Raw genomic sequence first — 11,873 nt, forward strand, 5'->3', positions numbered from 1 at the left:
TCGCATTAGAAAAACTTGGGTAAGCAGATTATAAAGTTTCGTTCGTTTTTTGTGATATGAATCACTAATATTGTCGTAAGCCAGAGAGCGTCCTGCTGCTGGCGGGTGCGGGTCCTCCGCCTTGTTCCTCTTCAACGACCTTTGTCAGACACCTCCTGCAGATCCCTGCCCGGAGGGTGGCGGCTTTTTGATCTTTTTCGGACGACAGTATGTATCGGCACAGCTTCTATCCCCTGTTTTTCCTGACCATTCTGATGGTCGCCGTGGGTCAGATGACCCAGACCCTCTATGTGCCCTCCATTCCCATGATGGCGGGGGACTTCCATGTGGCCTCCGGCCAGATGCAGGCGGTGATGGCCTGCTACCTCATTCCCTACGGCCTCTCCCAGTTCGTTTATGGCCCCTTGTCGGATCGCATCGGTCGTCGCCCTGTGCTCATCATCGGCATGATGATCTTCCTGGTCGGCACCCTCACCATCCAGCTGATCCCAAGCTTCACCGCCTTGCTGGCGGGCAGCCTGATCCAGGGGCTGGGCACCGGGGCAGGGGGCGCCATGAGCCGGACCGTGATGCGCGACCGTTACAGTGGTGCCGAGCTCAACCGTGCCAACAGCCTGGTAAGCATGGGGGTCATCTTCTCCCCTCTGCTGGCACCTGTGCTGGGCGGCTGGCTCACCGAGCTGTTCAACTGGCGTGCCGGCTACTGGTTCCTGTTCGGTTTTGGTGCCCTGACCACCCTTGCGCTGCTGGCCTGGTTTGGGGAGACGCTGCCAGCATCCGCCCGCCAGCATTCGCTGCGGGTGGGCGCCGCCTATCGTCATGTGCTCGGCAACCCGCGCTTTCAGGGCAACCTGCTCTGTCTGATGGCCACCTTTGCCGGCCTCGCGGTGTTCGAGGCGGCGGCAGGGGTGTTGCTGGGGGACGTGCTCAAGCTGAGTGCCCGCACCGTCAGCGTGCTGTTCGTGCTGCCGCTGCCCGGTTATCTGTTCGGCGCCTGGCTCTCCGCCAGACTGAGTTTTCGCCTGAGCCAGGGCAAGCTGATGCGCCTTGGCATCGCCTTCCTGGCCCTGGGGTCGCTCATCATCCTGGTACCCGGGCTGCTCGGCATGGTGAGCGCTGCCTCCCTGGTGGGCGGGGCTGCGGTCTACTTCATTGGCAGCGGCATTCTCTATCCGACCGCCACCTCCTGTGCCATCGAGCCCTTCCCGGGCCAGGCCGGCACTGCGGGAGCCGTGCTCGGGGGCATGCAGAATCTGGGGGCTGGCGTGGTAACCCTGCTGGCCGCCAGCTTCCCGATGACGGGGCAGGTGACCCTGGGGGCCATCATGACGGTGATGGTGCTGATCGTGGCCTTGAGCTTTGTGTGGCTGCGCCACCACGGCGCGCCCCACGAGCAGATGGCCGTCTGACACGGCCAAGAGCCCGCCCCGTTGGCGGGCTTTTTACTGCCTCCTGCCGGGTGGCGAGACGCCGCAGGGGAGTGGAAGGGGGTTGCCGCGCAGGCAAAGAAAAAGCCCGTCGTGATGACGGGCTTTTTTGGATAGGTACCCCGGAGATGCCGTTGCCGGTTTGGGCCCTTGAACCGTCGGTTCAAGGCGGAGATCTAATCTGGCCGCAGGCTTCTCGGTCGGGCCGAGCATGCTCAATAGCCAGAAGGCAGACCCCCTGTTTGGTATGAATATCGGCTCGGGGACTTGAACCGGCTGACAAACACTCCAGGGAATTTCAAAACTCGGTGCGATTAGGGCTGTTGCGCCTCTTCGCTGGATTCACCGTATTGTCCGTGCTCGATCAAGGCGGCTTCGATGGTGCGTTGCAGCATCTTGATCCGCTTGTCCATGGTCTCAGAGTATTGGTGGTTTTTCTCTTTTTCAAGGCAGAGCTCATGACAGAAATTGAGCGCTGCCATGACGGCCAGCTGTTCGTTGCTGGAGACCTTGGAACGTTGACGAAGCTCGATGAGCTTGTCGGTCAGCTGGTCGGCGGCCTGGCGCAGGGCATCTTGTTGTCCCAGGGGACAGGACACCTTGTAGGGACGTCCCAGAATGACGATTTCTACGGCCTCTATGCTCATGCCTTCCTCAATACGGCGGGGCTGATTTCCGCCTATATCCACGTGGACAACTGGGCGGGACTATATAGCGCAGATGCAGAAGTTTCAAGGCCTTGCTGGCTCTGGCAGGGGGAGAATGCTAGGATCTCGGCCATAAATTCTGCATATTTGCCTGAACTTTGAGCGGATCCTAGATGAGCAAAACAAACCCCCTGAAATACGCCGCCGTGGCGGACCTGATGGCACAGCACGACCTCATGGCGACGGCCGTCGAGGCCCATGGCGTGATCTGCGGCCTGGTGTGCGGTGGCGTGGCCCTGGACGACAAAAGCTGGCAGCCCCATTTCAATGATCTGATCAACGACGGTTTCGGTCTGCCGGCACCGGTGCGCCAGGTGATGACCGACCTCTATCACGAGGTGATCGAGAGCCTGATGGCACAAAAGGGCGTCGAGCTGCTGCTGCCAAGCGACGAGGCGCCGCTCGATGAGCGCATCGACTCGCTGGTGGACTGGTCCCAGGCCTTCCTGGCCGGCTTTGGCGTGGTCCAACAGGAGCTCTCCAAGGCATCCGAAGAGCTGCAGGAGATGATTCAGGACATCGCCAGCATCACCCAGGTCTCTGCCGAGTTCGATCAGGAAGATGAAGAGAACGAAGCCTCCTTCCTGGTGCTCTACGAACACGTGCGCCTCGGGGTCATGATGGCGTTCGAGGAGTTTGGCAAGCGCCCGGCCGCGCCGAGTACGCCGCCGACCCTGCACTGATCTGCCCGCCCAGCGGGTCAATGAAAGAGCGCATCACGGCGCTCTTTCTGTTTTACAAGGGGTGAGAGCAGGGGAGGCACTCTGCTAACCCATGGTGCCAAAGCGGTTTTTTGCCCGTGGCTTCGCATCCCGTCCGCCACCTTTGTGGTAGGATTGGCCCACGTTTTTTCGCCTATGCCCTCTTCTCATGTCTCAATCTGATCTGGTTCACGTCGACGTGGCTATCGTCGGCGGTGGTATGAGCGGTGCCGTGCTGGCCCTCTCCCTTGCCGCCCTGAAAGGACAGGATGGCGCCCCCCTGCAGATCCTGCTGCTGGAGGCGAGTGCGCCCGAGCTCAATGCTCATCCCGGTTTCGATGCCCGTGCCATCGCGCTTTCCGCCGGTACCTGCGAGGCGCTGGCCCGTCACGGCCTCTGGCCGCACCTGGTACCCCACTGCTCCCCCATCAACCATATCCATGTGTCGGATCGGGGCCACTGTGGCCAGACCCGGCTGTCGGCGGCGGAGTATGGCTTGCCCGCCCTCGGTCAGGTGATCGAGCTGTCGGCGGCGGGCATCGTGCTGCAAGAGGCGATCGCCGCCTGCCCGCAGATCCGTATGTTGTGCCCGGCCAGGCTTGAGGCCATCGACCCCGACGAGGGGGGAGTGACGCTCGCCCTGGAGGGGGGCGCGCGCTACCGCACCCGGCTGCTGGTGGCGGCCGACGGGGGCCACTCCTTCGTGCGCCAGCATTTCAAGATGCCGGTCAGTCGCCACGATTATGGCCAGAGCGCCATCATCGCCACCGTCAAGACCGCCGAGGATCCCGCCGGGCGGGCCTTCGAGCGCTTCACCGATGGAGGGCCGCTGGCCCTGCTGCCCATGCAGGACGGCCTCTCTTCTCTGGTGTGGAGCGTGCCGCGGGACGAGGCACAGGGGTTGCTTGCACTGGATGACGCCGCCTTTCTCGCCCGTCTGCAGCAGGCTTTTGGCTGGCGCCTCGGGCGCATCGAGCGTACCGGCGTGCGCCACCTCTATCCGCTGGTGCTGACGGTGGCCGACTACCCGCTGGCCCAGCGCACCGTGCTGGTGGGTAACGCCGCCCACCTGCTGCACCCCATCGCCGGTCAGGGGTTCAACCTCGGCATGCGGGATCTGGATGTGCTGACCCGGACCCTGGCCCGTGCGCTCGCGGCGGGGGAAGACATCGGCGGCTTTGAGGTGCTAAGCGGCTACTGGCAGCAGCGGCGGGACGATCAGGCCCAGACCGTCTGGCTCACGTCCTCCCTGGCCCAGCTCTTCTCAAACCATCACGCTCCCCTGGTGGTGGGCCGCAATCTGGCGCTCTCCCTGATGGGCAGAGTGCCCTGGCTCAAGGCACCGCTCGCCTCCCGCACCCTGGGATTCGTGGACGAGGTGTGCGGCCAATAAGCGCTGTCGTCCCGGCGGCAAAGACGATTTCGAGCAAGAGGCACGCCTGTGGGCGTCGCCTCGCAGATCCTGGCGACCCGCCGGAAAGGACACAAGAGAATGCAGATGCAAGATGTGGATGTGGTGATCGTGGGGGGGGGCATGGTGGGCCTGGGGCTCGCTGCCGCCCTCAAGAACCGGGCGATCAAGGTGGCCATCGTGGAAGGCCGGCTGCCCGATGCAACGCTTGGTGAGACGCCGGACAACAGGGTCAGTGCCCTGAGCCTCGCGAGTCAGCACATCCTGCAAGGGGTCGGCGCCTGGGACGGCATAGTGGCGCGCCGCCTGCAGCCCTATGAGAAGATGCAGGTGTGGGAGCAGGACAGTTTCGGCCACATCGATTTCGATGCTGCCAGCCTGCGTCAGGGGGCCCTTGGCCACATCGTCGAGAACCGGGTGATCCAGCTTGCGCTGCTGGACGCCATCGCGGGGGCCAGCAATATCCAGATGCTGACCCCGGCCCGGGCCACCAGCCTGCAGTGCGGGCCAGCGGGCGCCCTGCTGCTGCTGGAAGATGGCCAGGCCCTCTCGGCCAAGCTGGTGGTGGCCGCCGATGGCGCCCACTCCTGGGTGCGCCGTCAGGCAGACATTCCCCTCACCAGCTGGGATTACGGTCATCACGCCCTGGTGGCGACGGTGCGTTGTGCCGAGCCCCATGAGGCGGTGGCCCGCCAGATCTTCACCCCCGAGGGGCCGCTCGCCTTCCTGCCCCTGTGGCAGCCCGACCTCTGCTCCATCGTGTGGTCTGTGCCCGCGGCCCGCGCCGAGGCGCTCTGCGCCCTGGATGACGACGGCTTCAACCGCCAGCTCACCGCCGCCTTTGATGGGCGCCTCGGGCTGTGCAAGGTGGAGGGGGCTCGCAGCGCCATTCCGCTGACCGCCCGCTACGCCCGCGACTTTGCCCGCGAGCGCCTGGTGCTGGTGGGGGATGCGGCCCACACCATCCACCCGCTGGCGGGGCAGGGGGTGAATCTGGGCTTGCTGGATGCCGCCGCTCTGGCGGAGCAGATCCTCATTCATCACGGCAAGGGCGCGGACATCGGCCTGCTCGCCAACCTGCGGGGCTACGAGCGCTGGCGCAAGAGCGAGGCGGCGCGCATGCTGGCGGCCATGGAGGGGCTCAAGCGACTGTTTGCGGGCAGCAACCCCCTCAAGAAGCTGGTGCGCGGGGTGGGGCTTCGCGCCGTCGACGGTCTTGGCCCCCTCAAGCAGGGCATGATCCGGGCCGCCATGGGGCTGGATGGGGAGCTGCCCACCCTGGCCAAGGGTGAAAAAATCTAATCTTACCCCGGGGTTTTAACAAAAAAACTAATCTGACAGGGCGAGATGACCCTTTGGGGGGTCAGCCTTTAATGTTGGCGAGAAGCGAAACGTTTTTCTGTAAATTGTGACGGAACGGTAAAAATCAACATTAAATCCCGCAATGGCGCGGTTTTGACTGTTTTTATCACTGTTTTTGCCTTAGTGTCTGGTGTCAGTGAGTCGGGTGAGGATTAGTTTTTTTTGAGCGGTGCCCCGGCACGCTTGTCATATAATCCGCTCCGTTCAAGGAATCACTCCTGCCCGCCCGGGCGGGAACGAGCACAGAGCTTGTGGTCCGTAGTTCCCGACGAGCCGGGGCGGATTGCGAGTGTTGTCGCGAACGCTTAAGGAAACACAGCGATGATCCAGACTACTGTATTGCATCCGAAACACCTGGAAGCGGGTGCCAAGATGGTGGACTTCCACGGTTGGGAGATGCCCATCAACTACGGTTCCCAGTTGGAAGAGCACCATGTGGTGCGCACCGATGCAGGCATGTTCGATGTCTCCCACATGACCATCGTCGATTTGACCGGCGAGCAGGTCAAAGCCTTCCTGCAACACCTGCTGGCCAACGACGTGGCCAAACTCACCGTCCCCGGCAAGGCCCTCTACAGCGGCATGCTCAATCCGGAAGGCGGCGTCATCGATGACCTCATCACCTACTTCCTGACCGATACCTTCTACCGCCTGGTGGTGAACTCCGCCACCCGCGAGAAGGATCTGGCCTGGATCCGCCATCACGCCATCGACTTTGCCGTGAGCGTGACCGAGCGCCCCGAGCTTGCCATGATCGCGGTGCAGGGCCCCCACGCCAAGGCCAAGGCGGCCAAGGTGTTCACCCCCGAGCAGAATGCGGCGGTCGAAGGCATGAAGCCCTTCTTCGGTGTGCAGGCCGGGGATCTCTTCATCGCCACCACCGGCTACACCGGCGAAGATGGCTACGAGATCGTGGTCCCCCAAGAGAAGGCGTGCGATCTGTGGCAGGCCCTGCTGGACAACGGTGTGGCCCCTTGTGGCCTGGGTGCCCGTGATACCCTGCGCCTGGAAGCGGGCATGAACCTCTACGGTCAGGACATGGACGAGTCAATCTCTCCGCTTGCCGCCAACATGGCCTGGACCCTGGCCTGGGAGCCTGCCTCCCGCCAATTCATCGGCCGCGCCGCCCTGGAAGCCCAGAAGGCCGCCGGCAACCAGCCCAAGCTGGTGGGTCTGGTAATGGAAGAAAAGGGCGTGCTGCGTGCCGGCATGCCGGTCACCTTCACCAGCGAGAGCGGCGAGACACGGGAGGGGGTGATCACCTCCGGCTCCTTCTCGCCCACCCTGGGTTACAGCATTGCCCTGGCGCGGGTGCCCCGCGATATCGGCGAACAGGCCCAGGTGGAGATCCGCAAGAAGCAGGTCACCGTGAAAGTCACCAAGCCGGCCTTCGTGCGCAACGGCCAGCCGTTGGTGTAATCATTGATTGCGGCGAGGGTTGACCTTCGCCGCCCCATTTTTGTTGAAGCGATCCAAGAGCATAAAGGAAGCACAAATGAGCCATATCCCGAGCGAACTGAAATATGCCACCTCCCACGAGTGGGTCCGTGTTGAAGCCAACGGCGAAGCCGTGGTCGGCATCACCGAGCACGCCCAGGATCTGCTGGGGGACATGGTGTTCGTCGATCTGCCGGAAGTGGGCAAGCAGGTGAGCGCCGGTGAAGATTGCGCCGTGGCGGAGTCCGTCAAGGCCGCCTCCGACATCTACAGCCCGGTGAGCGGCGAGATCCTGGCCGTCAACGAAGAGCTGGAAGGCAGCCCCGAGCTGGTCAACTCCGACCCCTACGGCGCCGGCTGGCTGTTCCGCATCAAGCTGGACGACGCGGGCGAGCTCGCCAACCTGCTGGATGCTGAAGGCTACCAGAACGTGGTGGACGAAGAGTAATGCCCCCGGGCCCTGCCAACACAGCAGGGCCCACTTGTATGACTGCCATCCTGCGGCCATGGCGGTTGCAGGAAAGGCGCAGCCTTTGCGCCTTCGGGATGCCCTTGCCGCATTCCCCGTCTGCCTGCGGCGGACACAGAACATGAGTGGAGCCGGTATCGACCGGCTACAGGAACATCAGGTCTTGGTTGTCAGGATGTCATGCCAGGACCTATTACCAGGAAATAGGGAAATGACCCAGTCACTGTTTGAACTCGAGCAAAAAACCGATTTCATCCGCCGTCATATCGGCCCGGGTGAGGAAGAACTGCGGGCCCTGCTCGCCACCGTGGGGGCCGAGAGCCTGGACGATCTGATTGAGCAGACGGTCCCCGCCGCCATCCGCCGTCCGGGGCCGCTTGGTATCGGCGCCCCCATGACCGAAGTGGAGGCCCTGGCCAAGCTCAAGGGCTATGCGGCCAAGAACCAGATCGCCAAGAGCTACATCGGCATGGGCTACCACGACACCCACGTGCCCCACGTCATCCTGCGCAACGTGCTGGAAAACCCGGGCTGGTACACCGCCTACACCCCCTATCAGCCCGAGCTGGCCCAGGGCCGTCTCGAAGCCCTGCTCAACTTCCAGCAGCTGACCCTGGACTTGACCGGCATGGATCTGGCGAGCGCCTCCCTGCTCGATGAAGCCACCGCCGCCGCTGAAGCCATGGCGCTGGCCAAGCGCATGGCCAAATCCAAATCCAACCTCTTCTTCGTGGCCGACGACGTTCACCCCCAGGTGATCGACGTGGTCAAGGAGCGCGCGGTCCACTTCGGTTTCGATGTGGTGGTCGGCCCTGCGGGCGAGGCCGTGAGCGAAGAGGTATTCGGTGCCATGTTCCAGTACCCGGGCACCACCGGCAATGTGGCCGATCTGCGTTCCTTCATTGCCGCCGTCCAGGCCCAGAAGGGGCTGGCCTGCGTCGGGACCGACATGCTCTCCCTGCTGCTGCTCAAATCCCCAGGTGAACTGGGTGCCGACGTGGTGTTCGGCAGTGCCCAGCGCTTCGGTGTGCCCATGGGTTACGGTGGCCCCCACGCCGCCTTCTTCGCCACCCGCGACGCCTACAAGCGCTCCATGCCGGGTCGCATCATCGGCGTTTCCAAGGATGCCCGTGGCAAGAGCGCCCTGCGCATGGCCATGCAGACCCGCGAGCAGCACATCCGCCGCGAGAAGGCCAACTCCAACATCTGTACCGCCCAGGTGCTGCTGGCCAACATGGCGAGCTTCTACGCCGTCTACCACGGCCCGGTGGGGCTCAAGACCATCGCCTCCCGCGTGCACCGTCTGACCACCATCCTGGCGCTCGGCCTCACCGCCAAGGGCGTGGCCCTCAAGCACGGAAGCTGGTTCGATACCCTCACAGTCCTGACGTCAGACAAGGCTGCACTCATTGCCAAGGCCGAAGGGCTCGGTATCAACCTGCGTGCGGATCTGGACGGTGCGGTCGGTGTGTCCCTCTCTGAAACCACCACCCGAGGCGATGTGGCCGAGCTGTTCGACCTGTTCCTTGGGGCGGGTCACGGCCTCGATGTGGAGGCCCTCGACCAGGCCGCCCAGACTCATCACGCCATTCCGCAAGACCTGCTGCGCACCGACGCCGTGCTGACCCACGAGGTATTCAACAAGTACCACTCCGAGACCGAGATGCTGCGCTACATCCACCGTCTCGAAGCGAAAGATCTGGCTCTGAACTACGCCATGATCTCCTTGGGCTCCTGCACCATGAAGCTCAACGCCACCGCCGAGATGATCCCGGTGACCTGGCCTGAATTCGGCAAGCTGCATCCCTTCGCACCGCTCAAGCAGACCCAGGGTTACCAGCTGCTGCTGGCAGATCTGGAAGACTGGCTGGTGAAGGTGACCGGCTACGATGCGGTTTGCATGCAGCCCAACTCCGGCGCTCAGGGCGAATACGCGGGCCTCTTGGCCATCAAGAAGTACCACGAGTCCCGCGGCGAGGGGCATCGCGATGTCTGCCTCATCCCGGCCTCTGCCCACGGCACCAACCCGGCTTCCGCCCAGATGGCGGGCCTCAAGGTCATCGTCACCGCCTGTGACAAGGCAGGCAACGTGGATCTGGACGACCTGCGGGCCAAGGCCGCCGAGGTCGGAGACCAGCTCTCCTGCCTGATGGTGACCTACCCCTCCACCCACGGGGTGTACGAGGAGACCATCAAGGAGGTGTGCGACATCGTTCACCAGTATGGTGGTCAGGTGTACCTCGACGGCGCCAACATGAACGCGCAGGTCGGGCTGACGGCGCCAGGCTTTATCGGCGCGGACGTCTCTCACCTCAACCTGCACAAGACCTTCGCCATTCCTCATGGCGGTGGTGGTCCGGGCATGGGCCCCATCGGCGTGAAGAAACACCTGGCACCGTTTGTGGCCGGTCACGCCGTGGTCAAGACCGACAAGGAGAGCCGTGACAACGGCGCCGTGTCTGCCGCCCCGTTCGGCTCGGCCAGCATCCTGCCCATCAGCTGGATGTACATCGCCATGCTGGGTGACGAGGGGCTCAAGAAATCCACCCAGGTCGCCATCCTCAACGCCAACTACCTGGCCAAGAAGCTCGGCGAGTCCTTCCCCGTGCTCTATACAGGTCGCAACGGTCGGGTGGCCCACGAGTGCATCCTGGACATCCGCCCGCTCAAAGAAGCCAGTGGCATCAGCGAGATGGACGTGGCCAAGCGCCTGATGGACTACGGCTTCCACGCGCCGACCATGAGCTTTCCGGTAGCGGGTACCCTGATGGTCGAGCCGACCGAATCCGAATCCAAGCGCGAGCTGGATCGCTTCGTGGAAGCCATGACCGCCATCCGCGCCGAGATTGCCCGGGTGCAGGACGGTCACTGGAGCCTCGCCGACAACCCCCTGGTCCATGCGCCGCACACCCAGGACGACGTGATGGATGCAGAGTGGAACCGTGGCTACAGCCGCGCCGAGGCGGTCTTCCCGTCCGACGCCGTGCGCGCCAGCAAGCTGTGGCCGTCGGTCAACCGCATCGACGACGTCTATGGCGATCGCAACCTGTTCTGCTCCTGCGTGCCCACCGAGGATTACGCCAAGTAATCGCGGCGCTGATCACGGCTATTTAAGTTGGAAACCGTGACATTGAAGTTGGAAACCGACCATTTAAGTTGGAAACTCAAAGGCCCTGCAACAGCAGGGCCTTTTAATTTTGTGCGGTGATTATCTGTAATTAAATTACAAAAATGATCTCGGTTGGCTCTTTCAGGCAGGTCAGGGCCTCCCTCTTGTAATCACGGCCATTTAAGTTGGAAACCGTGACACTTCACACTTCATATATCACATGCCGGAGTTTTCAATTCGGCGGTTTGGATGCCTTATTTCGCGTGATTTGAGCCAAGAAGTACTACAGTTAAGACTAATTTAGTGGTTAATGATATAAATGACATTTACTTGCTGTGGCTAGTAATGTATTCTCCAAATGGAACAATCCTTCAACTATATTTAGTGATATTTGTTGGATTTTTGTTTTTTAACAGAGAAAAGTTATGAAACTAATGAAAAGAAAGAAAAAAAACAAAATCAAGGCAAATCATGAGGTTATTAGTTCCATCCTAAATACTCCATTCGCAGCTGGAAATAAGATGGAAGTTATCAGGGATAACTTTTATGGTTTTGTCATGGAACATGATAATATCGAGTCTTTTTCCATCATATTTAATGTGCTCATGAATAACGAGTTTGTTCGTCGAACTCTAAATTACTATGAGTTAAAGTTAGAAACGCATACAACAAATCCTCAATTTAGACCCTCTCAAATAAGTAATGAGAAGTTGGCTGTAATATACGCTTTGCTGCTTGTTAAGAATAGCGATGTTTTACTGGACTTTGAAATAAAGAAAAGATTGGTTACGAAGCTGATAATAAATGGTGATTATGAGTCTGCCGTATCAGAAATAATATCTTTCCAGAATGAATATGGCGAGTCATTATGGATGACATCAGTGTTACTGTTTTCATTATCACATTGTAATAGTAATAGTGCACGAAAAATATTTCATGAACTTGTTAACCGTATATCTCTACTCCCAGACCTGATACCAAAACAATACCTACAAACAGCTTTGTCTAGATATCATGCTCATAACATGCGCACATTCATTGATAATGATATATTGAGGTTTAACAGAGAGTTTACGGATGCAAATGCGCATTCCTTATCTGGGTTACATGTACAGGATCTTTAGCTACAACCAATTGAAATAGATAGAAAAAAGGCTTCGTTTGTGATCTGATTTAATCGCAAAAAAAAACCGACACGCCCGAAGCCATGACTATTATCAATGCAACCCAGTACCTCAAGCAACTTCTTA

General features: G+C 60.6%; 9 protein-coding genes and 1 other RNA gene. 8 read left to right on the plus strand and 2 right to left on the minus strand.

Annotated features, from left to right (window positions below; translation table 11 throughout):
• Positions 1 to 209: 209 nt before the first annotated feature.
• Complete coding sequence (emrD, locus tag J9892_RS24265; protein ID WP_109112651.1) at positions 210 to 1,409, plus strand: multidrug efflux MFS transporter EmrD; 1,200 nt, start codon at positions 210 to 212, stop codon at positions 1,407 to 1,409.
• A gap of 133 nt (positions 1,410 to 1,542) precedes the next feature.
• Here the strand turns inward: emrD and ssrS are convergent.
• A non-coding RNA gene (gene ssrS / locus J9892_RS24270) (6S RNA) lies at positions 1,543 to 1,725 on the minus strand.
• Positions 1,726 to 1,741: 16 nt separating this feature from the next.
• The gene (gene zapA / locus J9892_RS24275; protein WP_010675086.1) at positions 1,742 to 2,074 is read right to left on the minus strand and encodes a cell division protein ZapA; all 333 of its coding nucleotides are present in this window, start codon (positions 2,072 to 2,074) and stop codon (positions 1,742 to 1,744) included.
• Positions 2,075 to 2,247: 173 nt separating this feature from the next.
• On the opposite strand from zapA, the gene J9892_RS24280 reads away from it, so the two are divergent.
• The 7 genes from J9892_RS24280 (at position 2,248) to J9892_RS24310 (ending at position 11,747) form a co-directional block, all read left to right on the plus strand.
• Positions 2,248 to 2,817 carry a UPF0149 family protein gene (locus J9892_RS24280; RefSeq protein ID WP_042864005.1) on the plus strand — a complete coding sequence of 190 codons (570 nt, stop codon included), beginning with the start codon at positions 2,248 to 2,250 and terminating at the stop codon, positions 2,815 to 2,817.
• A gap of 187 nt (positions 2,818 to 3,004) precedes the next feature.
• Positions 3,005 to 4,228 carry a 2-octaprenyl-6-methoxyphenyl hydroxylase gene (gene ubiH / locus J9892_RS24285; RefSeq protein WP_210539185.1) on the plus strand — a complete coding sequence of 408 codons (1,224 nt, stop codon included), beginning with the start codon at positions 3,005 to 3,007 and terminating at the stop codon, positions 4,226 to 4,228.
• A 99-nt stretch (positions 4,229 to 4,327) separates the two neighbouring features.
• Entirely contained in the window at positions 4,328 to 5,548 is a 1,221-nt protein-coding gene (locus tag J9892_RS24290; RefSeq protein WP_201997069.1) for an FAD-dependent 2-octaprenylphenol hydroxylase, read from the plus strand.
• Between the two features lie 381 nt (positions 5,549 to 5,929).
• Entirely contained in the window at positions 5,930 to 7,027 is a 1,098-nt protein-coding gene (gcvT, locus tag J9892_RS24295; RefSeq protein WP_134997405.1) for a glycine cleavage system aminomethyltransferase GcvT, read from the plus strand.
• A gap of 76 nt (positions 7,028 to 7,103) precedes the next feature.
• On the plus strand, positions 7,104 to 7,493 hold the full coding sequence (gene gcvH / locus J9892_RS24300) for a glycine cleavage system protein GcvH (RefSeq protein ID WP_010675081.1): 390 nt from the start codon (positions 7,104 to 7,106) through the stop codon (positions 7,491 to 7,493).
• Positions 7,494 to 7,725: 232 nt separating this feature from the next.
• Entirely contained in the window at positions 7,726 to 10,602 is a 2,877-nt protein-coding gene (gene gcvP / locus J9892_RS24305; protein WP_210539186.1) for an aminomethyl-transferring glycine dehydrogenase, read from the plus strand.
• Between the two features lie 446 nt (positions 10,603 to 11,048).
• Positions 11,049 to 11,747: a hypothetical protein gene (locus J9892_RS24310; RefSeq protein ID WP_210539187.1), complete on the plus strand. Its 699-nt coding sequence runs from the start codon at positions 11,049 to 11,051 to the stop codon at positions 11,745 to 11,747.
• Positions 11,748 to 11,873 lie beyond the last annotated feature (126 nt).

This window comes from Aeromonas sp. Prich7-2 (assembly GCF_017939255.1).
GTDB lineage: Bacteria > Pseudomonadota > Gammaproteobacteria > Enterobacterales > Aeromonadaceae > Aeromonas > Aeromonas caviae.